Raw genomic sequence first — 24,519 nt, 5'->3', positions numbered from 1 at the left:
GCGATGACCGATGCCCCCGGCGGAGAGTTCCGCAATCCCTACGCACCTCTGCCGCAGGTCGTGCCCACGGGCGCGCCCGTGCCAGGGTCTGCAGCAGTGGCAGAAGATGCGGGCGCCTCCGCGGAATCCCGTCGTCCCGAGGACGCATCGCGGGATGAGGAGCGACGCACGCGGCGGCGAGCAACGGCCCGGACCGGGCGACCCGCAGAGGAACAGTCGCATCAGCGAGTTTCCAGCGACGCGTGGCCCGCGCGCGAGACCGCGACCGGCGATCCCTGGCAGGACATCGTCGCGCTCGGCGCCACCGCTCCCACCGTGACGCGGCAGCCGCCGCAGGTGGGCGTCTTCACGCTCCGCGAGGTGCTGATCGTGATTCTCGGTCTCGCTCAGCTCGCGGCCGGATTCATCTCCGTCTCACCCGGCGCCTACCACCCCGTCGTCGCGCTCGCAGCGCTGTGGGTCATGATCATCGCGATCCCGGGCATCGCCGTCATCATCGCCATCGTGCGCCGCTGCTGGGCTCCGCATCTGCGAGTCGGCATGTTCAGCGCCGACGCGTTCATCGCCGCCGCCTCGGTGAGCGCACTGCTCGGGTGGCTCAACGTGATGGCACTGGGCGCCGTCGCATGGTTCGGGTGCCTGCTTGCTGTCGGATTCGTGGTGGTGGGCCTCGCCGGATCCCTCATCCCGGGGCTACGGGAGGACTTCACCACCCGCCCCGCGGCGCTCGCTCATCCGTCGGACCGACCGCTGAGACCTCGGGCAGGGGAGCGGGAAGTCGCGGGAACCGATGCCGTGCTCATCAGCGCGACGGACGCGATCCGGTCCGCAGCGGCTCCGGTGCGCGCCGTCACAATGTTCCCCGCTGCAGGTCCGTTCCGTCACCCGGTACCCCGCGTGAGCGGGGCCGATTCGGCCGCGGGAACCGTCACACCACCCGAGCACGAGGCTCAGGTCGGTCACGGCCTCGCGTCCGCTTTCGGCTCTGCGTCGGACGATGACGTTCCTCGTGCGGAGCCTGTGCACGAGGCGGATAGCATGGGAGCGGTCGCCCCGACCGTCGAATCTCCCGAGGACGCCCTCGCACCTGCTGCGGGTGCCGATCCGGGAGCGGCGGACGACGACCGGGCGGGAAGCGGATCCGAAGCGCCGGCACATCGGGGATTCTGGATTCTGGTTCCCGAGGCGCGCATCGCGGTCGACCCCCTGGGTCGTCCCATGTTCCCCGTGGACCCGTCCGCTTGGACCCTCGCCCTCGAAGACCGCGGGGACCGCCTGCTGGTCCGCTCTGCGGACGGACGAGTGGGCTTCCTCACCGACCTGACCGGAGTGATCAGAAACTGATGCGCACCATCGACCTGCGCGGGCAGCAGCTCTCGCCCGCAGAACTTCTCGCCGTCGTCCCCCGGGGCACCGACGCGCATGCGAACGCACAGGTCGTCGCAGCGGAGATCGTCGCCGATGTGCGAGCTCGCGGAGAAGAGGCGCTGCGTGAGCAGGCCGCTCGCTTCGACGGGGCAGAAGGACACGCGATCCGCGTGCCGCAGGAGCAGCTCGACGAGGCTCTGGCGACCGTCGATCCCGCCGTGCGGGCGGCGCTCGAGGAATCCATTCGCCGCGTTCGACTGGCCTCTGCCGCGCAGGTTCCCGCACCGCAGGTCACTCAGCTCGCCGAAGGAGCCCGCGTCACCCAGCGCTGGCAGCCGGTCAATCGTGTGGGCGTCTACGTTCCCGGCGGTAAGGCGGCCCTCTCATCCAGCGTTGTGATGAACGTCGTTCCGGCACAGGTTGCGGGAGTCACCTCCGTGGCGCTCGCGTCCCCGCCGCAGCGCGAGCACAACGGCCGCGTGCACCCGACGATCCTGGCTGCCGCCGCGCTCCTCGGCATCGATGAGGTCTATGCGATCGGCGGTGCGGGGGCTATCGGCGCTCTTGCGCACGGTGTCGCCTCCCTCGGGCTCGATCCGGTGGATGTGGTGACCGGGCCCGGCAACAACTTCGTCGCGGCGGCCAAGCGCGTCGTCTCCGGCACGGTCGGCATCGATGCGGAAGCCGGCGCCACCGAGATCCTCGTGGTGGCCGACGACTCCGCTGACGCTGCCCTCGTCGCAGCGGACCTGGTGAGCCAGGCCGAGCACGACGAACAGGCCGGTGCGGTGCTGGTCACGGACTCCCCGGCCCTCGCGGACGCGGTGGCGGCTGCGATCGAGGTTCGCGTGGGTGCTACCAAGCACGCGGAGCGCGTCCGTGCCGCCCTTGCCGGGCCGCAGTCGGCGATCGTGCTGGTCGACTCGCCCGAAGCGGCGCGCGACGTCAGTAACGCGTATGGTCCGGAACACCTCGAGCTGCACATCCGTGACGCCACCGACGCAGCGGCCGGCTACACCAACGCCGGCGCCCTCTTCATCGGCCCGTCGTCGCCGGTGAGCCTGGGGGACTATCTCGCCGGCTCCAACCACGTGCTGCCGACGGCAGGTTCTTCCCGCTTCGCCGCGGGCCTCGGTGCGCACACCTTCCTGCGTCCGCAGCAGATCATCGAGTACTCCCGCGACGCGCTGGAGGCTGTGCACTCCGAGATTGTCGCTCTGGCGAATGCTGAGGACCTGCCGGCGCACGGCGAAGCGGTCACCGCGCGCTTCCTCTGACGCGCCGATCCTGGCAGTTACATGCGCGCCGTCCCGGGTGGGACGGCGCGCAGCCGTGTGTGCCGTATCCTGTGGAGGCCATGCATTGCCCGTTCTGCCGCCATTCCGACTCCCGTGTGATCGACTCGCGTACCAGCGATGACGGACTCTCGATTCGTCGTCGTCGTCAGTGCCCCGAATGCGGAGGCCGTTTCTCCACTCTGGAGACCGCCAGCCTCGGTGTGATCAAGCGCTCCGGTGCCATCGAGCCCTTCAGCCGCGACAAGGTCGTATCCGGTGTGCGCAAGGCCTGCCAGGGCCGGCCCGTCACCGACGCTGATCTGGCGCTTCTCGCGCAGCGGGTTGAAGAGTCGGTGCGTCAGACCGGGCAGAGCCAGATCGACGCCAATGAGATCGGCCTCGCCATCCTCCAGCCCCTCCGTGAGCTCGACGAGGTGGCGTACCTGCGCTTCGCCAGCGTCTATCAGGCGTTCGAGTCGCTCGAGGACTTCGAAGCGGCCATCACGGACCTGCGCGCCGACCATCTGCGTCCCGTCCGCGCCGCCGACTGACGCCCGGTACCCTGGAAGGCGATGTATGCCTTCGTCTTCCGCGTGCTCTTCTCCAAAATCGACCCCGAGACGGTGCACCATCTCGTCGCCTGGGTCATTCGTCTGATCGGGGTGCCGCCGTTCTCCTGGATCGCCCGGGCGCTGACTCGCCCCGCGCCGTCGATCCGGACGAAGGCCATCGGTCTGTGGTTCCCGTCCCCCTTCGGAATGGCCGCCGGCTTCGACAAGGACGTGCGGATGGTGCGCGGGCTCGCGGCCCTCGGCTTCGGTCACGTCGAGGTGGGAACGGTGACTGCGATCCCGCAGGACGGCAACCCGCGACCGCGCTTGTTCCGTCTGATCCCAGACCGCGCGATCGTGAACCGCATGGGCTTCAACAACCACGGCGCGGCGGCCGCCGCAGCCCAGCTGACGAAGCTGCGCCGACGCAACCCGGACATCGTGATCGGCGCCAACATCGGAAAGAGCCGCGTGGTGGAGGTTGAGAACGCCACCGCCGACTACGTCCGCAGCGCGAGCCTCGTCGCGCCGCTCGCCGACTACCTCGCTGTGAACGTGTCATCGCCCAACACTCCGGGCCTGCGCGGCCTGCAAGCCGTCGAGACGCTCGCGCCGCTCCTGCGGGCGGTGCGTGAGGCCGCCGGCACGACCCCCGTGCTTGTGAAGATCGCGCCGGACCTCAGCGACGAGGAGATCACCGCGATCGCGCAGCTCGCCGTTCGCGAGGAGCTGGCCGGCATCATCGCGACCAACACGACGATCTCGCGGGAGGGGCTGCGCACCGATTCCGCCGTGGTCGAGGCAGCCGGGGCAGGGGGATTGTCCGGAGCACCGCTCAAGGCCCGCTCGCTGGAGGTCCTCCGCACAGTGCGTGCCGCGGTCCCGGAGGACTTCTGCGTGATCTCCGTGGGCGGTATCGAGACCGGCGCCGATGCGCAGGAGCGGTTGGATGCCGGTGCCACGCTGGTGCAGGGCTACAGCGGCTTCATCTACGAGGGCCCGTTCTGGGCGCGCAAGCTCAACCGCGCACTGGCGGCGCGCTGACGAAATGACAACGGCCCCGATCCTCGGATCGGGGCCGTTCGTCGTTGGGGCTTACGCGGGGTACTGACCGCGCTTGACCTGCGGCTTCGGCAGGCGGATGAAACGCATCTGCATGGAACGCATCGCCGAGTACCAGCCGAGACCGCGCTCGAGGCGGTCGGCTCCGTACTTCGCCGTGAGCTTCTTCTTCACGTTGCGCGCCAGGACCAGCATGTCGCCGATCATCAACAGCACGTAGCCGAAGAGCACCAGGAACGCGATGTAGTAGACCTCGGTCACCGGGATCATCGAGGTCAGCAGCACGAGGATCATGATCGGCATCACGAACTCGCCGAGGTGGAAGCCGGCATCCACGTAGTCGCGGGCCCAGCGCTTCTGGGGACCCTTATCGCGAGCCGGAAGGTACTTCTCTTCGCCGTTGGCCATGCCGTTGCGGGCGCGGTTGCGCTGCTCGTTCAGCCGGGCACGCGCCGCGGCCTTGGCCTCCTTGGTGTCCGGGGCGAGCGGACGACGGCGTGCGGCCTCCTGCTCGGCGCGGGACGGCGTCGCGCGCCCCTTGCCGACGGCGGGCGTCGCTGCCTCGTCAGGGGTGGGGGTTTCGGCTTTCTGCGCCACGGATGACCTCTCGTCGTCTTCGGTAACCCTTCTAAGATTACCCGCATGACCTCTGAGCAGCATCCGCACCCCGAAACGCTGTCCGACTCCGATTCCGCCATCCTCGCCGCAGCGCGCGCGGGGGTCCCTGCGGCCCTCGCCGACCTCGGTGGGCTGGTTCGGATCCCGTCCATCGCGTGGCCCGCCTTCGACCAGTCGCAGCTGCAGCGCAGCGCCGAGGCCGTCGCGGCACTCGCCGAGGGAACCGGCGTGTTCGATTCGGTTCGCATCACCACGGCGGCGATCCCCGGCACGGACGAGCATGGTCAGCCCGCCGTGCTCGCCACCCGCGCCGCCCGCAACGGCAAGCCCACCATCCTCCTCTACGCCCACCACGACGTGCAGCCCCCGGGGGATGAGGCGCTCTGGGACACCCCGCCCTTCGAGCCCACCGTTCGCGACGGCCGTCTCTATGGTCGCGGTGCCGCAGACGACAAGGCCGGCATCATGGCTCACATTGCCGCCATCCGTGCGCTGGTGGAAGCGGCGGGCGAGGACTTCGATCTCGGCATCGCGATGTTCATCGAGGGCGAGGAGGAGTACGGTTCTCGGTCATTCGCCCAGTTCCTGCAGGACAACGCCGACGCACTGCGCGCGGACGTGATCGTGGTGGCCGATTCCGGCAACTGGGATTCACGCACGCCGGCGCTGACGGTCTCGTTGCGCGGGAACGCCCGCTTCACGCTGACCGTCCGCACGCTGGAGCACGCATCGCACTCCGGAATGTTCGGGGGAGCGGTGCCCGACGCGATGCTCGCCACGATCAAGCTTCTCGCCACGCTCTGGGACGAGAACGGCGCGGTCGCGGTGGAGGGCCTCACGGTCCGTGACGCGGAGACGCCGGACTACTCCGAGGAGACTCTGCGCGATGAGGCGGGGCTCCTTCCGGGCGTCTCGCCGATCGGCGACGGGACGATCCTCAGCCGCATCTGGAACAAGCCGTCGGTCACAGTGACCGGCATCGACTTCACCTCGGTCGCCAACGCCTCCAACACGATCTCGCCCGAGGTCACCGTGGTGGTCTCCTCGCGGGTGGCGCCCGGACAGCGCGCGCAGGACGCCTATGCGGCGCTGGAGGCGCACCTGCGTGCTCACGCCCCCTTCGGTGCTGAACTCACCTTCAGCGACATCGACTGCGGCGATGGCTTCCTCGTCGACACCAGCGGCTACGCGGTCGACATCGCGCGCGGCGCGATGCACGACGGCTACGGCGAAGCTCCGGTGGACTTCGGCGTCGGCGGGTCCATCCCGTTCATCGCCGACCTCGTTCGCGACTTCCCCGAGGCGCAGATCCTGGTGACCGGTGTCGAGGATCCGCACGCTCGCGCGCACAGCCCGAACGAATCGCTGCACCTGGAGACGTTCGGCAACGCGATCGCCACCGAGGCTCTGCTGCTGAATCGTCTGAACGAACGCAGCGCCTGAATCGACCCGCAGCCGCGAACGCGCCGGTAGAATCGACACAGCCCGAACGCGGCGACACGCTTTGGAGGAACCATGACGGACACCACCCTGGACACGCAGGCGCCGGCGCACGGCGTCACCCTCACCACGGCGGCCTCCGCCAAGGTGAAGAGCCTGCTGGAGCAGGAGGGGCGCGACGACCTCCGTCTGCGCGTCGCCGTCCAGCCCGGCGGATGCTCCGGCCTGATCTACCAGCTCTACTTCGATGAGCGCTACCTCGAGGGCGACGAGACCGTCGACTTCGACGGTGTCGAGGTCATCGTGGACAACATGTCGGTGCCGTACCTCGACGGCGCGGCCATCGACTTCAAGGACACGATCAGCGAGCAGGGCTTCACGATCGACAACCCCAACGCAGCGGGCAGCTGCGCGTGCGGTGACAGCTTCCACTGATCCGCGCTTCTGAGATCGGCGTCGACCCCGTGCGGGGTCGACGCCGATCGTCATTTCGTGCACGGGCGCGCGTTATCCGATCGTGACGGGAAGCGCGATTCTGCGGGCGCGACGAGGCGACGCGCGCGACGCGCCGGGGGAGTGCGCTCGGATCTGCGCGAAACACGCCGACAGGATGTCGGTAAAACGGCGAACCGCTGGATGGATGGCCTGAACAGCGTGTGAGGTTGCTCTAGACTGAGAGTTGACTGATTAGCGATCCGAAAGGTGCATCGTGCCGTCCAAACGTCACCTCCGCTGGGCCGCCCTCCCCGTCGGGCTGGGCGCAGGCGCCCTCGTCCTTGCCGGCTGCACGCCGCAGGAGCTCAACGGCTTCCTGCCCGGCTTCATGGACGACAGCGGTAATGCGCTGCCTCCTGCCACCAACCACACCGAGATGGTGTCCGGTCTCTGGACCACCTCGTGGATCGTCCTGCTCGTGGTCGGTGCGATCACCTGGGCGCTCATGCTCTTCGCCGCGATTGCGTACCGCCGCCGTAAGGGCCAGACCGGCCTGCCGGTGCAGATGCGTTACAACATGCCGATGGAGATCTTCTACACGATCGTCCCGCTGATCCTGGTCGTCGGCTTCTTCTTCTTCACGGCACGCGATCAGGCCATCCTGGAGACGCAGTACGAAGACCCCGATGTCTCGGTCATCGCCACCGGAAAGCAGTGGGCCTGGGACTTCGAGTACCAGGGTGACGCCGCCGACGGATCGGACGATGTCTGGAGCATGGGCGTTCAGGCCCAGCCCGACAAGGACGGCAACGTCGACCAGGACGCACTTCCCACGCTGTACCTTCCCGTCAACAAGACGGTGAAGATCCAGCTCGAGTCGCGCGATGTCGCTCACTCCTTCTGGATCATCGACTTCCTGTACAAGAAGGATCTCTACATCGGTCGCGACAACTTCTGGTCGTTCACCCCTACGCGTGAGGGAACGTATCAGGGCAAGTGCGCCGAGCTCTGTGGTGAGTACCACTCGATGATGCTCTTCAACGTCAAGGTCGTCAGTGACGCCGAGTACGAGGACTATCTCGCATCCCTGGAGGCGAAGGGCCAGACCGGCTCGATCCAGGACGAGTACGACCGCCTCTCCAACCTCCCCGGTACCGGGGCGCACTCCAGCGAGGAGGAACACTGACATGACGACGACCGTCGAGCCCACGCCGGCTGAGAGCGTCCGTCCCACCACGATGCCGCCTCGTCAGGCGGCACTGATGAGCAGCACCCGGGTGGAGCAGAAGGGCAACATCTTCGTCAAGTGGATCACGTCAACTGACCACAAGACGATCGGGTACATGTACCTCATCGCCTCGGTGATCTTCTTCCTCCTCGGCGGTGTGATGGCACTCATCATCCGCGCCGAGCTGTTCGCTCCCGGTATGCAGATCGTGCCCACCAAGGAGCAGTACAACCAGCTGTTCACGATGCACGGCACGATCATGCTGCTGATGTTCGCGACGCCGCTGTTCGCGGGCTTCGCGAACGCGATCCTGCCGCTGCAGCTGGGGGCACCCGATGTGGCCTTCCCGCGTCTGAACGCCTTCGCGCTGTGGCTGTTCCTGTTCGGCTCGATCATCGCGGTCGCAGGCTTCCTCACCCCGCAGGGTGCAGCCTCCTTCGGATGGTTCGCCTACCAGCCGCTCGCGAACGCCTCGTTCTCGCCCGGCGCCGGAGGAAACCTCTGGATGGTCGGCCTCGGTATGAGCGGTTTCGGTACCATCCTCGGTGCCGTGAACTTCATCACCACGATCATCACGATGCGTGCCCCGGGTATGACCATGTGGCGCATGTCGATCTTCTCGTGGAACACGCTGGTCACCAGCCTCCTGATTCTCATGGCGTTCCCGGTCCTCGCCGCTGCGATGTTCGCCGCCGCCTCCGACCGCATCCTCGGATCGCACATCTACGACCCGGCCAACGGCGGAGTCCTGCTCTGGCAGCACCTGTTCTGGTTCTTCGGTCACCCCGAGGTGTACATCATCGCGCTGCCGTTCTTCGGCATCGTCTCGGAGGTCTTCCCGGTCTTCAGCCGCAAGCCGATCTTCGGTTACAAGACGCTGATCTACGCAACCATCGCGATCGCCGCGCTGTCCGTTGCTGTGTGGGCTCACCACATGTACGTGACCGGTGCCGTGTTGCTGCCGTTCTTCGCCCTGATGACAATGCTCATCGCGGTGCCGACGGGTGTGAAGATCTTCAACTGGATCGGAACGATGTGGCGGGGCTCGATCACCTTCGAGACACCCATGGTGTTCGCACTCGGCTTCCTGGTCTCCTTCGTCTTCGGTGGTCTCACCGGTGTCATCCTGGCCTCCCCGCCGCTGGACTTCGCGCTCAGTGACTCCTACTTCGTGGTGGCGCACTTCCACTACGTCGTGTTCGGAACCGTGGTGTTCGCCATGTTCGCCGGCTTCTACTTCTGGTGGCCGAAGTGGACCGGACGCATGCTGAACGAGCGCCTTGGCTACGTGCACTTCTGGCTGCTGTTCATCGGCTTCCACATGACCTTCCTCATCCAGCACTGGCTGGGTGTCGACGGCATGCCCCGCCGCTACGCCGACTACTCCGAGTTCGACGGCTGGACCTGGCAGAACCAGGTGTCCACCATCGGTGCCGTGATCCTCGGCGCGTCGATGATCCCGTTCTTCCTGAACGTCTGGATCACCGCTCGCAAGGCTCCGAAGGTCACCGTCAACGACCCGTGGGGCTACGGCGGATCGCTCGAGTGGGCAACGTCCTGCCCGCCGCCGCGTCACAACTTCACGTCGATCCCGCGCATTCGCTCGGAGCGTCCGGCATTCGACCTGAACCACCCGGAGGCGGCAGAGGGCTTCGTCCCCACGGCAGCCGACGCGGTCACCGACGGAGAGGCGAAGTAACGTGAAATCCAACGTCAACCTCTGGTACATCCTCGGCGCCTTCTTCCTGGTGGTCGCCGGAACGTACACGGTCTGGAACCTTCTCGACCACGGTGGCGTGGAGTGGGTCGGCACCGTTGCGCTGGTGTTCTCCTTCTTCATGGCGATGATGGTGGCCTGGTATCTCGGCCGGGTGAACAAGTCGACGGGCGGCGTGCTGCCGGAGGACTCGCTCACGGCCGACATCGACGATGGTGACCCGGAGCTCGGTGAGTTCAGCCCGTGGTCGTGGTGGCCGCTGGTCCTGGCTTTCTCCGCCGCCGTCTTCATGGTCGGCCTCGCGGTGGGGCAGTTCCTGCTTCCCGTCGGTGTTGCGATCTTCGCGGTCGCCATCGTCGGGTGGGTCTACGAGTACTACCGCGGATACTTCGCTCGCTGAGCCGAAAGCCGCACACAAGAATGGCCGCCCCTCGGGGCGGCCATTCTTGTTTTCCGGGCGTTGAGATCAGGAGGGCAGCGGGATGATCAGCGAGGGCGAGTCGTTGCGGACGTTGCCCACGGCAGAACCGACGGGCCGGATCTCGAAGGTGTCGGAGAGCTCGGGTGCGGCGTCGTAGGCGGCCTGGAGGACGTCGCGCTGGTAGTCGACGGTGGGATCCAGCCATGCGTCGGCGTAGTCGACGTCCAGCACCACGGGCATGCGGTCGTGGATGTCGGCGAGCGGACCGGCGGAAGCCCGCGTGAGGATCGTGAAGCTCAGGAGCCACCGTGTCGGGTCGTCGTCGGCCTTCGACTTGTCACGCCACCACTCGTACAGCCCAGCGAAGAACAGGGGCTGATCATCGGCGGGGTGGATGTAGTAGGGCTGCTTGCCATCCGGCGCGGTGTGCCACTCGTAGTAGCCACTCGCGGGGATCACGGCACGACGGTTCTCGAAGGCGCTGCGGAACATCGGCTTGTCCTCGAGTTCCTCAGAACGTGCGTTGAACGCGCGTGCACCGACGGACGGATCCTTCGCCCAGGACGGGACGAGGCCCCAGCGTGCGCTCTCCAGACGACGCGTGGGCGGCTCGGTCTTCACCGAGTCCAGCACGATGGCCGCCTGCGCGGTGGGTGCCACATTCCACGACGGCGCCGGCAGGTTCTCTGCCACGAGGTCGACACGGAGAACCGAGACCAGCTCGGATCCGACTTCAGCTACGACGAAACGTCCGCACATGCTCCCAGCCTAGGGCCGGGCACCGACACCGGACTCCCCATGGCCCGCGAGACTTCCGTCTGTGGGCGAGAATCCGTGCAACGCGGCAATTGTCACCCACAGAGGGAAGTCTCGCGGGTGGTGTGGTGCGTCAGGGGGCGATGCCGTGTTCGCGGAGCTGCTGGAGGAGGCCGGCGCCGTCGGACGCGCTGATCCACGGGATCGTGGAGTGGTCGTCGACGACGGTGCGACCGCCGGCCAGCACCGCCTCGGTCGCGGACAAGCGGCGGATGGCAACGGCTGCGACGTTCTCCGGGTGCTCCTTCGCGAACGCGGTGTAGATCGCGTCGTCGTGCTGACCGTCATCGCCGATCAGCAGCCAGCGGATGTGGGGGAACTCGCGTGCGAGGCGCTCCAGGTTGTCGCGCTTGTGCTGCTGGCCGCTACGGAACATCCGGTCGTGCGTGGGGCCCCAGTCGGTCAGCAGCATGGACCCGCGCGGGAAGAGGTGACGCTTCTGGAAGCGCGCGAGCATCGGCGCGATGTTCCAGGCTCCCGTGGACAGGTAGACCATCGGAGCTCCGGGGTGCGTCCGGATGAGCCGCTCCAGCATCACCGCCATGCCGGGCACGGGAAGGCGCGCGTGCTCGTTCACGACGAACGAGTTCCACGCGGCGACCAGCGGACGCGGCAGCGCCGTCACCATGACCGTGTCGTCGACGTCCGACACCACGCCGAAGTCGGTGTCGGCCGAAACGATGAACGCCGTCGCATCGACGGGGGAGCCGTCTTCCACGGACATCTCGAATCGCTGCCAGCCCGGCTCCAGATCGGCGGGGATGACGACGTCAACGACGCCTCCACGATCGGTCACGATCTCGTGACTGACGCCGCCGATCGTGATGCGCACCTGGGCGAACCCCACGGGGATGCCGACGAAGCTGCGCCATCCGCGCACGCTGGCGAACTCGCCGGAGTCACTCGGTCGTTTTTTCGGCAGGATCAGCACGCGTCCGAGGACGCGCACCCACCCGGAACCGCCGTATCCCGGAAACGGGGTGATCGTCGCCCGCAGACCTCGTTCGCGCGCCCGCCGCTCACGCCACGCGTGATAGCGGTACTCGACGCGCGCGAAGGGGTGGATCTTCGCGGGCAGGTCGGAATCGGGGGAGGCCATCAGCTCCAGTCTGTCATGTGATCGGCGCGCAGACAGGTTCAGTCGTGGTCGGAGGACGCGGGCGCGTCATCCTGCAGGTGACGGCGCTCGTTGCGCTCGATCACCTTCTTCGCCACGAAGACGACGACGAGGAAGAGAACGATGATTGCAACGAAGATGTAGCCCGCGCCGTGAATGCGATCGCTGAGGCCCTTGTAGGTCTCTGTGGCCACCGCGGTGATCGTGACGTAGAGGGCGGACCAGATGGTGCACGCCGGGAGCGTCCACGCGAGGAAGCGACGGTAGCCGAACCCGCTCATGCCGGCCGTCAGTGGAACGAGCGAGTGCAGCACGGGCAGGAACCGACTGAGCAGCACGGCAGGGCCGCCACGACGGTTGAGGTAGCGCTCCGCCCGAGTCCAGTTCTTCTCACCGAGCTTGCGACCAACCCACGACTGGCGGATCTTCGGTCCGAGCCAGCGGCCGAGAGCATAGCCGACGCTCTCACCGATGAGCGCACCGATGATGATGACCACAGTCAGCACCACGCGCTCCACAAGCCCGGTGGTGGCGGAGGCAGCGACGATCACGATCGTGTCACCCGGAACGATCAGCCCGACCAGGACGCTGGTCTCGAGCATGATGGCGACGCCCGCGATGATGGTGCGCAGGACGGGATCAACCGACTGCACCCACTCCAGGATCGCGGAGACGACGTCGTTCACAGAGGAAGCCTAGAACACCCAACCTGAAGACTCGCAGACGACACTTCTGGAGCGCTTAGGGTGGAGCGGTGACGCAACCGTGGATCGACCCCGAGGCGGTGTTCGTCGACCTCGCGAGCACGGGAGGCGACCTCTTCTGGCTCGATGCGGGCCCCGACGCCGTCACGGGCAGATCGGTGATAGGTCGGGGAATCGCGGTGAGCTGGGACGAGGTCGCACGGACGCGGATCGTCGCCGACATCGAATCTGACGGTCCCACCTGGGTGGGCGCGCTGGACTACGAGTCGGGTGCGCGGTGGACGGGCGTGCCGAATGTGGTTCCCGAGCAGGAGCCACTATGGCTGCGTGTGACCGACGCCGTCGTCTTCGATCACGAACAGCACACGATGCGCTTTCGCGGCTCAGCCGACTTCCGTGCCCGGGTGCTGGCCGCACGCACCCCGGCGGCCGTTCCGGAAGCCGGGATCGCCGTTGTCGCTCGGGCGCGCACGGCTCCCGACGAGTACGCAGACCTTGTGGCGCAGTGCCGCGAGTCGATCCGTCTCGGTGACGCGTACCAGCTCTGTCTCACCACCCGTTTCGATGTGCCCGGTCATCATGACCCCGTCGCCGTGCATCGACGCCTCCGCCGTGCTGCTGCCTCGCACCACGGCGGCTTCCTCCGCGTGGGGGAGACGAGCCTGGTGAGCATCTCCCCGGAGAAGTTCCTCGGTATCGAGCGCGGCGTCATCACGACACGACCGATCAAGGGAACGCGTCCGCGCGGAGCGGATGCGGATCAGGACGCTCAGCTCGCGGCGGAACTGCAGGCCTCGGAGAAGGAGCGCGCGGAGAACGTCATGATCGTCGATCTCATGCGCAACGATCTGTCGCGCGTCTGTGAGACAGGCACCGTGCGGGTGCGTGGTCTCTGGGAGGTCGAGAGCTATCCCACCGTTCATCAGCTCGTCAGTACGGTCGAGGGGCGCCTGCGACCGGAGTTGACGGTCGGAGAGGTGCTGGAAGCGGTGTTCCCGGCGGGTTCGATGACGGGTGCCCCGAAGCTCTCCGCGATGACGATCCTCGCGGGTCTGGAGCGCCGGCCGCGCGGCCTGTATGCGGGTTGTTTCGGCTGGATCGGGGCGAACGGCTCGCTGGATCTGGCGATGACGATCCGCACGATCGTGGTCGGACCCGGAAACGCGACGGTGGGTGCCGGCGGCGGGATCACGTGGGGGTCGATCATCGCCGACGAGGTAGCCGAGGTGGGCATCAAGGCCCGGACGCCGTTGACGGCGCTCGGCGCGACGCTTCCCGCGGGCTGGTAAGGGGGCGGGAGCACCCGCCCGGCGCGGTAACCTGGATGGATGCGCGCATCGCGCACGAGTCCCATTCAGTGAGGTGTCATCCGTGTCCCAGGTCACGCAGTCCGATTCTCCCGACGCCAGCGGGTTCGACCCGCACGCGCTTCAGGCGAAGTGGCAGGCGCTCTGGGACCAGCACGACCCGTTCCGCGCCGGTGGCGATGAGGACACACGTCCGAAGAAGTACATCCTGGCGATGTTCCCGTACCCATCGGGCGACCTGCACATGGGCCACGCGGAGAACTACCTGTACTCCGACATCGTCGCCCGCTTCTGGCGCCACCGCGGCCACAACGTGCTGAACCCGATCGGATGGGACTCCTTCGGTCTGCCGGCGGAGAACGCCGCGATCAAGCGCGGTGCGGACCCGCTGGAGTGGACCTACGCCAACATCGACCAGCAGCGTGACGCCTTCCGTCAGTACGGGATGTCGTTCGACTGGAGCCGCGAGCTGCACACGTCGGACCCCGAGTACTACCACTGGAACCAGTGGATCTTCCAGCAGTTGTTCGACCGTGGTCTGGCGTATCGCAAGGAATCGCCGGTCAACTGGTGCCCCAACGACCAGACCGTGCTCGCGAACGAGCAGGTGGTGGACGGGCACTGTGAGCGCTGCGGCGCGACCGTCGTCAAGAAGAAGCTGACGCAGTGGTACTTCAAGATCACCGAGTACGCCGACCGGCTGCTGGATGACCTGAACCAGCTGGAAGGCGCGTGGCCCAGCAAGGTGCTGCAGATGCAGCGCAACTGGATCGGTCGCTCGACGGGTGCCGACATCGACTTCGAGATCGAGGGTCGTGACGAGAAGGTCACGGTCTTCTCCACGCGACCCGACACCCTGCACGGTGCGACGTTCATGGTGGTGGCCCCGGACTCCGATCTGGCTGCGGAGCTGGTGGCCGGCGCGTCCAGTGAGGCTCGTATGCGCTTCCAGGCATATCTCGAGGAGGTCGGTCGGTCCACCGAGATCGAGCGGCAGTCCACCGATCGCGAGAAGACCGGTGTGTTCCTGGAACGGTACGCGGTCAATCCGGTGAACGGCGAGCGTCTGCCGATCTGGGCGGCCGACTACGTCCTGGCCGACTACGGACACGGTGCGGTGATGGCCGTGCCCGCGCACGATCAGCGTGACCTGGATTTCGCACGGAAGTTCGGTCTGCCGATCTCCGTGGTGGTCGACACCACGGCATCCGCCACCGGTGTGATCGAGGTCGTCGACCCCGAAGCCGAGACCGTCGAGCTGGCGTCCATCGACCCGGCACAGACGGGCATCGCCCTGACGGGCGAGGGACGCATGATCAACTCGGGATCGCTGAACGGGCTGAGCAAGAAGCACGCGATCGAGCGCGTCACGGCGGAGCTCGAGGCGACCGGGCGTGGCCGCGCCACGACCACCTTCCGCCTGCGCGACTGGCTGATCTCGCGTCAGCGCTTCTGGGGAACGCCCATCCCGATGATCCACACCCAGGACGGGCGCATCGTCAAGGTGCCCGCGGACCAGCTGCCGGTTCGCCTGCCGTCGGCCGAGGGGCTGGATCTGAAGCCGAAGGGCTCCTCGCCGCTGGGCGCTGCCACTGACTGGGTCACCACGACCGATCCGGAAACCGGTGAGCCGGCGCTGCGGGACCCCGACACGATGGACACGTTCGTGGACAGCTCGTGGTACTTCCTGCGCTTCCTCGACCCGAACAGCGACCTCCAGGCGTTCCCGAGCCTGGAGGCCAGCGCGTGGGCGCCGGTGGACAGCTACATCGGTGGCGTGGAGCACGCCATCCTGCACCTGCTGTACGCGCGCTTCCTCACCAAGGTCTTCTACGACATGGGACTGATCGACTTCACCGAGCCGTTCTCCCGTCTGATCAACCAGGGCATGGTGCTGCTGGACGGCTCCAAGATGAGCAAGTCCAAGGGCAATCTGGTGCTGTTCAACGAGGAGCTCGGCGAGCACGGCCCGGATGTCGTGCGCACCGCGCTCGCGTTCGCGGGTCCGGTGGAAGACGACAAGGACTGGAACGACGTGTCCACCACGGGCGCGTACAAGTTCCTCTCCCGCGCCCTGCGCCTGGCGCACGACGTGGCCAGCCCGGTGGACGTGATCTTCGCGGGCGGCGACTCCACGCTGCGCCGCGCCACGCACAAGCTGTGGGCCGAAGTGCCCGGGCTGGTCGACCAGACGAAGTTCAACGTGGTCGTGGCCCGCCTCATGGAGCTGGTGAACATCACCCGCAAGACCGTCGATTCCGGTGCGGGTGCCGCGGACCCCGCGGTCCGCGAAGCCACGGAGGCCGTCGCGCTGGTGCTGGATTTGGTCGCGCCGTACGTCGCCGAGGAGATGTGGTCAGTGCTGGGCCACGACTCCTTCGTGGGCCTCGCCTCCTGGCGCGACGCCGACCCCGCGCTGCTCGTGGAAGACGAGGTCACGGCCGTGGTGCAGATCGATGGCAAGGTGCGTGGCACCCTGTCAGTGTCCGCCAAGATCAGCCCCGAAGAGCTCGAGGCACTCGCCCGAGCTGACGAGAAGGTGCAGCGTGCCCTGGACGGTCGCGAGATCGTTCGCGCGATCGTCCGCGCACCCAAGGTGGTGAGCTTCGCCACCAAGTGATGTCGAGACGCCAACGTCGAAGCCCCTCCCGGATCATCCGTTCGGGAGGGGCTTCGACGTTGCGACGGCGTCAGGACGCGGGAGCGTCCATCGCGCGCGGGCTGTCCGCTGGATCGATGTATCCGTCCGCCACGGCCACGCGGCCGAGATCGACCTTCGTTCGTACCGGAACCCCCGCCGCCGTGTACTTGCTCTTCACCCGGTCCAGGTACTGGCGGGTGGTCTCCCATCCGATGTTCATCGCGGTGGAGACTTCAGCGATGGTCAGGCCCGACGCGTAGAGGATGAGCGCGCGCTCCTCCTGAATGCTCAGCTTCGGACGATTCGGGTCGCCGGCGATCACGGCGGCAAGCTCCGTCGTGATCCACTCCTCACCGCGCAGGACGGCACGGATCGCGTCCAGAATGTCCTCTTCGGCGTCACGTTTGCCGACGATGCCGTTCACACCGGCGCGGACGATGCTGCGCACGAGCGGGGGAGAGGCGAGCGCGGAGAGCACCACGATCTTCAGGCCGGCCTGCAGGAGGGATTCGACCACGGCGACGTCGACGGAGGGCTCGCGATCCACCATCAGATCCAGCACGAGCAGGTGCGGGCGCACCGATCGTGGTGCGGTCTGCACCCACTCGACGAACTCCGGGGCCGACACAGCGCTGAACACGATCTCGAACTCACCCGTGTCGTTCAACAGCTGTTCCGTGCGCTTGCGCTGCAGCAGATGATCTTCGACGATGGCGATCCGTGCCCGTCGCGTCTTGCTGCTCTCCATTACGAACCTCCAGTACGTGCGTCGGCCACGGCGCGGTCGGATTCGCGGGTGACCATTTCAATGAGACCGTGCGAGACAGTCGTCTCCGTCGGCCACGGTAATGGCGACGGAGGAACGGACAGACTTGAGCCTACGAGAGTGAGCTGCAAGCCGTCCTGGGTGGGAAAGACCGAAGCGAGGACGCTGCTGCCGGGCGGCGTCGTCGCAAGGTTGTGAAGCACCATTCGTGAGAGCAGTCGTGCGCTGGTCTCGTCCGTCGTGTCTGTGCTGCCAAGACGCAGCGAGTAGGCGATGCCCCGGTCGCGTGCGAACTGCAGGGTGGGCATCATCTCGCGCCCCAGATACACGAGTTCGGGACTGATCTGGACGAGTTGGCGCAGATAGCGCTCCTCGTCCGCGCATCGCGCGCGCGTCGTATCGTCCGTCGGGTCGCAGGTGCCGTCGGCGAGCTCCTGGAGGAGCGCGATCGCGTCATCCAGGCCGGCATCCATCCATCGCAGATAGTGAGCCTGCGCCGCGGCGGCCACCTCGGACGCGAGGTTGGCGACGAATGTCTCCTGCCGCGAGCGCAGCGAACGCTCGCCAACACGCTCCACGAGCATCTGAAATCGTGCCCAGACAGCGGAGAAGCCCACAGTCACGCATCCCGCGACGGCGATATTTTCGGCGGGGGCCAGGCCGCCGGTCCCTACCACGACGGCGAGAGCCGCAATCACCGTGGCGACGATGCTCAGGACAGTGACGATGAAGCGCCGTGAGGGGAAGAGCGCAAACACCATGATGAGCGGCCCCGTGGGTGCGAGGGCTTGCCAATGGGCGACGCCCTGCGAGCCGAAATCGGTCGCGGCAGCCGACAGAATGAAAGCCACGAGCGCTGTGGTGACGAGACCGACGGCCAGTGCCGCGCGATGGACCCTGGCGCCAGGCGAACGGAACGCCCACCAGGCAACAGCCATGACGGCGAGCATCAGGTAGTGGGCGCCGTAAGCGTTGGCGCCGCCGATCACGGTGAGAAGAACGCCGATGATCGTGACGCCGAGGCCGTACATCGTGGCGGCGTGAAGACGAGCGGAGGCCAGGAAGGCCCCGATGTCCGCCGTCAGCGGGAGGGGCTCATCGTGCGGTGCGGCGTCCAGAGGAGCGGTCAACCTGATTCTGGTGCCAACGCCGATCGCGCTGTCGATCTGGGCTGCAACCCCCGCGTCGGACGCCCGCGCGACGATCGAGTTCATCAGCCCGCGCTCACGGCCGTACGCGGCTGTGGGGTCGAATCCCACTCCGCCGTCGGCGACAGTGAGGCTGAAAGTGTCCCCGTCCACCTCCGTGGTGATGACTACGTAGTCCGCCCCGGAGTGCTTTGTGGCGTTGGTGACCGCCTCGCGCACGCAACCGAGGAGCGCCGTCACGACAGACGCGTCAAGGCGCGCTCCGACGCGTTCGATCTCCTCATCGGTGAGACCGCTACGTCGGGTCGGCAGACCCGGCTGGCCGAAGAGGTCCAGGAGCGAGGTGGCCTCCGGCAGCGGGTGCTGGGTTCGCAGTGCCGCCAGCGACACGAGGTCTCGGGCACATTGCTGTCGTACTCGCGCAAGGTCGGTGACGCCCGCACCCGCGTTAGCGACGGCACCGAGGGTATTGATGGCGGTGTCGTGAAGAACACGTGCTTCCTCGGCGATGCGAGCGCTCGACTCGCGGGCGAGGACGGCTCGGCGGGCGGCATTCTCAGCGGTGCGCGCTCTGAGGTCAGCAACGGTGCCAATGCGCAGCAGCGCAGGCAGCCCGAGTCGAAGACCGACGATGATCGAGGTCTGCGCTACCGGTACAGCGATGGCGAACGCCGGTCCCCAGTCTGGCCGGAATATGAGCACGACGGCCGTCGTCACGATCGTGTAGCCGATGACCACGGCGACAATGCGCCGGTCTCTCACCAAGAGCCCCGCGAAGAAGGTGGCGAAGTTCATCTGCCAGCAGGCCGCCAGCGTGAGCGGTGCTTCCACATCGGGGGCGAGGAGGAGACACCAGATGCCGATCGCCGCCATACCCACGGGGATGGCGGCGTCGGGAAACATGCCGCGCAGTGCGCCCACGGCGAGAAGCGCAAGCACCACCATGCCGGCCATCGGCATCCAACCCGTCCAACCGACAGCGAGGGCCGTCGTGGCGATCATGACCGCCTGCCAGCCCGCAGCGCTGAGAAGAACCACGCTTCGAATAGACGTGAGCAGCGTCTCTGAAGCCCATCCCGTCGCACTGTCGGACGCGGTGTCGAACACCCGGGCCACGAGGTCACCTACCAGTGATCGGACCCTCGCAGGATCTGTGATGATCACGGCATTGTGCCTCTGACTCGGGGGGAAGTAGAGATCTTTCACCCTCAGCTTATCGGTCGACTGTCATGTGAGAGCGGCCGAGCTGTCATCGTGGTGGAAAGCGAGGAGCGGAGAGTCGTCGTCTTCGGCAGTCGGCTGATCGGAGCTTGCCGTCGCTCGCGATGAGACGCGAGCTTTTCGACGCACGCCGCTCGCCGTGTGCCCGCGCGATCGAGCGTGTGAATCGACAGCAGCGCGCGTCGATTACCCACGATCCGCCTCCCCCTGGTGGTATCCGTGCATGAGAAAGCACCGATCTCCCATCAAAGAGACTATGCGCCAGTAGTGCTGCCCAGCGGCGGGAAGCGGGTAATGACCCCTGCAGTGGGGTCACTCTGAGGCAAAGGCTGTCTGGATACCGGGATGGGAGGCTACTCTCGCTGCGGATCGTCGAGCAGCCGAGTCGGGAAGTCGCGCTGTTTCGGTCTCGTCGGCGTGTCGGATGCCGGTGAGGCCCGTCGAGAAATCGGCGCTGTCGATCTGCCCTTCGGGGCGGGCGTGCGGCTTGCGCCGGGGGGTGTGGGCCGCACGCCAAACCTGGGTCTGTGATTCCTCCCCAGGCGCTGGCCGGGGCCAACCTTTTCAACGACTGAGGGCTGAGGCGGTCTTGCGTTCCGCGGTGGATCTAGCTTCGCGGGATGACCGAAGGCTCTGCATACCTCGACCAGCCTCGACGTCGTTGGCGGATCGGCGTCGCGGCAGCCGTCGGCGTCGCCGTGGTCGCCGTTGCAGCCACCGTCGCCACCGGCGTGCTGCAGCAGGCGGGCACCGTGCAGCAGGTCGCCGCGCCGAGCCCGTCCGCCTCCGAAGTCGTGCCGCAGGAGGGTCTACTCACGGTCCATGTGTCTGGTGCCGTCGCCGTTCCCGGTGTGTACGCGGTGAAGCCGGGATCCCGCGTGATGGACGCCGTGGCGGCCGCCGGCGGCTTCGTCGCGGAAGCAGCCACGGACGCCCTCAACCTGGCTCGAGTGGTGGCCGATGGAGAACAGATCGTGGTGTCCGCGCAGGGCGAAGCTCCGGCGGCGGCCACCGGGGGAGGGGAGGCGCCTTCCGGCAGCTTGATCGACCTCAATACGGCCACCGCGGCAGATCTGGAGACGCTCCCGCGCATCGGTCCGGCGCTCGCGCAGCGGATCCTCGACTGGCGAGTCGAGAACGGACGATTCTCCGCCGTGGAGGATCTGCTGGAGGTCACCGGCATCGGCGAGAAGATGTTCGCCGCGATCGAGCCGATGGTGCGCGTATGACTCGGCACGGCGCGGAGACCACCGCGGTGCCGAGCGGCGGCGAGGATTCCTCCCGCGGACTCTCCCTGCGTGCGCGTGATCTGCGTCTCGTGCCTGTCGTCGTCGGAGTCTGGGTATGCGCCGGTGTGGTGACGACGTTCGTCGACCTCGCGCTTCCCGTCACTGTCATCGCCGGGGTCCTGATGCTCGTCGGGGTGATGCTGGCTGCGCGTCGAGGGACTGCTCTGCCGGTGCTCATCGCCGCTGCGATCGCGGTGGCGAGCATGCACGTGTCGCTACAGGCGCCGATGCGTGAGGCGGTCGCGGAGCTGCCCGCCCGTGTGAGCGGGACGCTCACCGTGCTGTCCAAACCGACCCCGGCGTGGGACGGCGCCTGGAGGCTGAGCGGATCCCTCACCACGGGCGGATTCACCGCGCCTGCCGAGGTGCTGTTCAGCGGGGAGCGTCCGGCCGGCGTGGATCTCGGCGCGGTGGTGTCGGTGACCGGGCAGGTGGAAGCTGCGGAACCCGGCGATCGTGCCCTCGTCGCGCTGCGTTCGTCGCGGCCGCCGGACCTCATCGCGGCGCCGGTGGGCGCTCTCGCTGTCGCCGCGCAATTGCGCCAGGACCTGCTCGAACAGACCCGCCCGTTCCCGGGAGACGGTGCTCAGCTCATCCCGGGGATGGCCGTGGGTGATACCACTGGCGTGGATGCGGATCTGGACCAGGCGATGAAGGCGAGCAGTCTTGCGCACCTGCTGGCCGTTTCCGGATCCAACTGTCTGCTCGTGGTCGGAGCGGGATTCGCTCTCGCGGCGGCGTGTCGGCTGCCGCGAGCGATCCGGGTTCTTGTGGCGCTGGGCGGACTCGCGGCGTTCGTGATCCTGGTCACGCCCGAGCCGAGCGTCGTGCGCGCCGCTGCGATGTCGGCCGTCTCGATGCTCGCGATACTCCTGGGTCGTGCGAAGATCGGGTTGCACGTGTTGAGCGTCGCCGTGATCGTGCTGTTGTGCAGTGATCCGTGGCTTGCGTCGGAGATCGGTTTCGCACTTTCCGTGGCGGCGACCGCGGCCCTGCTCGTGCTGGGCCCACCGGCGGCGCGGACGGTGGCGGGATTGCTGCCGATGTGGATGGCGCTGCCGTTAGCGGCACCGATCGTGGCTCAACTGGCCTGTGCGCCGATTCTCGTGCTGATCAGCCCGGCGGTGTCGCTGTCCGGCGTACTGGCGAACGTGCTCGCGGCGCCCGCCGCACCCGTGGCGACCCTGGCCGGGATGCTCGGCTGCTTGTTCGCCGGGGTGCCCGTGCTCGGCACGGCTGTGATCGCGATCGCCTGGGTACCGGCGCAGTGGGTGGGAAGCACAGCGCGCCTGACCGCATCCCTGCCGCAGAGCGTGCTGCCGTGGCAGCAGGGGCTGCTCGGAGCGTTGACGCTCGGGATCGTGTGTGGGGCGATCGCGGTCCTGCTCGTTCGGGCGCGGTCTCCGGCGCTGCGTCGTGGGGCGGCGGGCATCGTCCTGGTGAGCGTCGGAATCGGCGTGGGGGGCTGGCTGGTGCGCACCACCGTCGTGCCCTTGACGACGCCGTCGACGTGGTCGGTCGCGATGTGCGACGTGGGTCAAGGCGATGCAACCGTATTGCGTGCCGCGGGACATGTCGCGCTCGTGGACGCCGGGCCTGACGCCGCACTGCTGGATAACTGCCTTCAGCGACTTGGCATCACACGGGTGGATCTGCTGGTTCTCACGCACTTCGACCTGGATCACGTCGGCGGCACGGCTGCGGTCATCGGCAGGGTGGGGTTGGTTCTGCATGGGCTGCCCGACGGAGACGCGGATGCGGAGCTGGTCGATCGGCTCGAGGCTGATGGAGCGCGCGTGGTGGATGCTCGGCGTGGTCTCACCGGAGATCTAGGGGATGCTCGGTGGCGTGTGTTGTGGCCGACCTCCGACCGGGTTGCCGGCAACCCCGCGAGCGTCGTGCTGGAGGTCACGGGTGAAGGGTTCCCCGCCACACTCCTGCTTGGGGATCTGGACGCCGAGGCGCAGCGCGGGCTGCTGCGCGCCGGCGGTCTCCGATCCGCGTACGACATCGTGAAGGTCAGTCACCACGGCAGCGCTGACCAGGAGCCGAGGCTGTACGCCGCGCTGCATCCGCGCCTGGCCCTGATCGGTGTCGGGCGCGGGAACGACTACGGGCATCCCCGGGACGAGACGCTGAACCTGCTCGCGGCGCTCGGCACCGTGATCGCGCGGACCGATGAGGAAGGACTGCTCCTGGCGCAACCCGTCGGCGGCGAGCTGAGACTGTGGCGCGAGCACCCGCCACCATAGCGCCGCCGGGCCGGCGGCGTCGGGCTGACGTCGGAGGCGGTGGGTAGGCTGGAATCATGGCATCCACGGCACGTCGAGCACCCGCGAAGAAGGCGACTTCGGCCATCCCGCAGGTGTCCTGGCGCGATCCGCAGCCGGCACCGATCGTGCTGGTGTCTGGGCCCGAGGAAGTGTGCGCGGAGCGGGCGATCGCCGGGGTGCGCGCCTACCTCAAAGCGGAGGATCCGTCGCTGGAGGTGTCCGACGTCCGGGCCGACGACTACGCGGCTGGCACGCTGTTGGCGCTCACATCGCCGTCCCTGTTCGGCGAACCGCGCCTGATCCGGGTGTCCGGTGTGGAGAAGTGCTCCGACGCGTTCCTCACGGAGGCTGTCGCCTACCTGGACAACCCGCAGGATGGTGCCACGCTTATCCTGCGTCACACCGGTGCGAGCGTTCGCGGCAAGAAGCTCCTCGACGCCATCCGCGCTGGTGCCGGTGGCGGCATCGAGATCGCCTGTCCCGCGGTGAAGCGTGACTCCGACCGATTCGACTTCGCGGCGGGGGAGTTCAAGGCAGCGCGTCGTCGCATCGCGCCGGGTGCGCTCCGGGCCCTCGTGAGCGCGTTCGCGGACGATCTCACGGAGCTGGCCGCCGCGTGTCAGCAGCTCATCTCAGACGTCTCCGGCGAGATCACCGACGAGGTCGTTGCGCGCTACTACGGCGGCCGCGTCGAGACGACGGCCTTCACCGTGGCCGACACGGCCATCGCCGGAAAGCACGCCGAAGCCCTGGTGTCGCTCAGGCAGGCGCTGGCGTCGGGGTCCGACCCGGTGCCGATGGTCGCCGCCATCGCCATGAAGCTGCGCACGATGGCGCGAGTGGCCGGTGCCGGACGAGAGTCGAACCAGGCCATCGCGAGTCGGCTCGGAATGAAGGATTGGCAGGTCGACCGCGCACGGCGCGACCTGGCGGGGTGGAATCAGACCACGCTGGCCATCGCGATCCAGGCCGCCGCCCGCGCCGACGCCGAGGTGAAGGGCGCCTCACGGGATCCGGTGTTCGCGCTCGAGCGACTCGTCACCGTCATCGCCACGCGGGCGCCCTACGCCTCACAGGCCTGACACCACGAAGCAGAGCGGCATTGGACGGCGCCCCTTCG

Annotated in this window: 20 protein-coding genes; 14 read left to right on the top strand and 6 right to left on the bottom strand. The window is 67.5% G+C overall.

Going from position 1 to position 24,519, the window contains the following annotated elements:
* Nucleotides 1-3 precede the first annotated feature (3 nt).
* The 4 genes from ABTV68_RS12720 to ABTV68_RS12705 all read left to right on the top strand — a co-directional run bounded on the left by ABTV68_RS12720 (nt 4) and on the right by ABTV68_RS12705 (nt 4,240).
* Nucleotides 4-1,344: a hypothetical protein gene (locus ABTV68_RS12720; protein WP_433674064.1), complete on the top strand. Its 1,341-nt coding sequence runs from the start codon at nt 4-6 to the stop codon at nt 1,342-1,344.
* Nucleotides 1,341-2,645, top strand: a complete 1,305-nt coding sequence (hisD, locus tag ABTV68_RS12715) for a histidinol dehydrogenase (protein ID WP_433677606.1) — start codon at nt 1,341-1,343, stop codon at nt 2,643-2,645. The genes ABTV68_RS12720 and hisD overlap by 4 nt, the downstream gene beginning before the upstream one ends.
* An 80-nt stretch (nt 2,646-2,725) precedes the next feature.
* On the top strand, nt 2,726-3,196 hold the full coding sequence (gene nrdR / locus ABTV68_RS12710) for a transcriptional regulator NrdR (RefSeq protein ID WP_433674062.1): 471 nt from the start codon (nt 2,726-2,728) through the stop codon (nt 3,194-3,196).
* Nucleotides 3,197-3,217: 21 nt separating this feature from the next.
* Complete coding sequence (locus ABTV68_RS12705) at nt 3,218-4,240, top strand: quinone-dependent dihydroorotate dehydrogenase (protein WP_433674060.1); 1,023 nt, start codon at nt 3,218-3,220, stop codon at nt 4,238-4,240.
* A 51-nt stretch (nt 4,241-4,291) separates the two neighbouring features.
* On the opposite strand, the gene ABTV68_RS12700 is transcribed toward ABTV68_RS12705, so the two are convergent.
* Entirely contained in the window at nt 4,292-4,855 is a 564-nt protein-coding gene (locus ABTV68_RS12700; protein WP_433674059.1) for a DUF3043 domain-containing protein, read from the bottom strand.
* A gap of 45 nt (nt 4,856-4,900) precedes the next feature.
* Between ABTV68_RS12700 and ABTV68_RS12695 the strand changes: the two genes are divergently transcribed.
* The 5 genes from ABTV68_RS12695 (at nt 4,901) to ABTV68_RS12675 (ending at nt 10,096) form a co-directional block, all read left to right on the top strand.
* Nucleotides 4,901-6,319 carry a dipeptidase gene (locus tag ABTV68_RS12695; RefSeq protein WP_433674057.1) on the top strand — a complete coding sequence of 473 codons (1,419 nt, stop codon included), beginning with the start codon at nt 4,901-4,903 and terminating at the stop codon, nt 6,317-6,319.
* Nucleotides 6,320-6,391: 72 nt separating this feature from the next.
* The gene (gene erpA, locus ABTV68_RS12690) at nt 6,392-6,751 is read left to right on the top strand and encodes an iron-sulfur cluster insertion protein ErpA (protein WP_231092069.1); all 360 of its coding nucleotides are present in this window, start codon (nt 6,392-6,394) and stop codon (nt 6,749-6,751) included.
* Between the two features lie 274 nt (nt 6,752-7,025).
* On the top strand, nt 7,026-7,937 hold the full coding sequence (gene ctaC, locus ABTV68_RS12685) for an aa3-type cytochrome oxidase subunit II (RefSeq protein ID WP_433674055.1): 912 nt from the start codon (nt 7,026-7,028) through the stop codon (nt 7,935-7,937).
* A 1-nt stretch (nt 7,938) separates the two neighbouring features.
* Nucleotides 7,939-9,678 carry an aa3-type cytochrome oxidase subunit I gene (ctaD, locus tag ABTV68_RS12680; RefSeq protein ID WP_433674054.1) on the top strand — a complete coding sequence of 580 codons (1,740 nt, stop codon included), beginning with the start codon at nt 7,939-7,941 and terminating at the stop codon, nt 9,676-9,678.
* A 1-nt stretch (nt 9,679) separates the two neighbouring features.
* Nucleotides 9,680-10,096, top strand: coding sequence for a cytochrome c oxidase subunit 4 (locus tag ABTV68_RS12675; protein WP_433674052.1), 417 nt, complete (start codon nt 9,680-9,682; stop codon nt 10,094-10,096).
* 66 nt (nt 10,097-10,162) lie between these two features.
* Here the strand turns inward: ABTV68_RS12675 and ABTV68_RS12670 are convergent, their stop codons facing one another.
* The 3 genes from ABTV68_RS12670 to ABTV68_RS12660 form a co-directional block, all read right to left on the bottom strand.
* Nucleotides 10,163-10,876, bottom strand: a complete 714-nt coding sequence (locus ABTV68_RS12670; RefSeq protein ID WP_433674051.1) for an SOS response-associated peptidase — start codon at nt 10,874-10,876, stop codon at nt 10,163-10,165.
* A 130-nt stretch (nt 10,877-11,006) separates the two neighbouring features.
* On the bottom strand, nt 11,007-12,032 hold the full coding sequence (locus tag ABTV68_RS12665; protein ID WP_433674050.1) for an App1 family protein: 1,026 nt from the start codon (nt 12,030-12,032) through the stop codon (nt 11,007-11,009).
* Nucleotides 12,033-12,070: 38 nt separating this feature from the next.
* Entirely contained in the window at nt 12,071-12,736 is a 666-nt protein-coding gene (locus ABTV68_RS12660; protein ID WP_433674048.1) for a DedA family protein, read from the bottom strand.
* A 68-nt stretch (nt 12,737-12,804) separates the two neighbouring features.
* On the opposite strand from ABTV68_RS12660, the gene pabB reads away from it, so the two are divergent.
* The gene (pabB, locus tag ABTV68_RS12655; RefSeq protein WP_433674047.1) at nt 12,805-14,043 is read left to right on the top strand and encodes an aminodeoxychorismate synthase component I; all 1,239 of its coding nucleotides are present in this window, start codon (nt 12,805-12,807) and stop codon (nt 14,041-14,043) included.
* 82 nt (nt 14,044-14,125) lie between these two features.
* Nucleotides 14,126-16,681, top strand: a complete 2,556-nt coding sequence (gene leuS, locus ABTV68_RS12650; RefSeq protein ID WP_433674045.1) for a leucine--tRNA ligase — start codon at nt 14,126-14,128, stop codon at nt 16,679-16,681.
* Between the two features lie 70 nt (nt 16,682-16,751).
* Here the strand turns inward: leuS and ABTV68_RS12645 are convergent, their stop codons facing one another.
* A complete protein-coding gene (locus tag ABTV68_RS12645) occupies nt 16,752-17,450 on the bottom strand; it encodes a response regulator (RefSeq protein WP_433674044.1) in 699 nt (232 codons plus the stop codon).
* Complete coding sequence (locus tag ABTV68_RS12640) at nt 17,450-19,654, bottom strand: sensor histidine kinase (RefSeq protein WP_433674043.1); 2,205 nt, start codon at nt 19,652-19,654, stop codon at nt 17,450-17,452. The genes ABTV68_RS12645 and ABTV68_RS12640 overlap by 1 nt, the downstream gene beginning before the upstream one ends.
* Nucleotides 19,655-20,457: 803 nt before the next feature.
* Between ABTV68_RS12640 and ABTV68_RS12635 the strand changes: the two genes are divergently transcribed.
* From ABTV68_RS12635 to holA, 3 genes are read left to right on the top strand one after another with little or no spacing between them, the layout of a single operon-like run.
* A complete protein-coding gene (locus tag ABTV68_RS12635) occupies nt 20,458-21,066 on the top strand; it encodes a ComEA family DNA-binding protein (protein WP_433674042.1) in 609 nt (202 codons plus the stop codon).
* On the top strand, nt 21,063-23,378 hold the full coding sequence (locus tag ABTV68_RS12630) for a ComEC/Rec2 family competence protein (RefSeq protein WP_433674041.1): 2,316 nt from the start codon (nt 21,063-21,065) through the stop codon (nt 23,376-23,378). The genes ABTV68_RS12635 and ABTV68_RS12630 overlap by 4 nt, the downstream gene beginning before the upstream one ends.
* A 56-nt stretch (nt 23,379-23,434) precedes the next feature.
* Complete coding sequence (gene holA, locus ABTV68_RS12625; protein ID WP_433674040.1) at nt 23,435-24,481, top strand: DNA polymerase III subunit delta; 1,047 nt, start codon at nt 23,435-23,437, stop codon at nt 24,479-24,481.
* Nucleotides 24,482-24,519: the final 38 nt, after the last annotated feature.

The organism is Microbacterium gorillae (assembly GCF_050990725.1).
Classification (GTDB): Bacteria; Actinomycetota; Actinomycetes; order Actinomycetales; family Microbacteriaceae; genus Microbacterium; species Microbacterium gorillae_A.
Note: the sequence above shows the minus strand (reverse complement) of the source record. Positions and strands in the feature narration are given on the sequence as shown.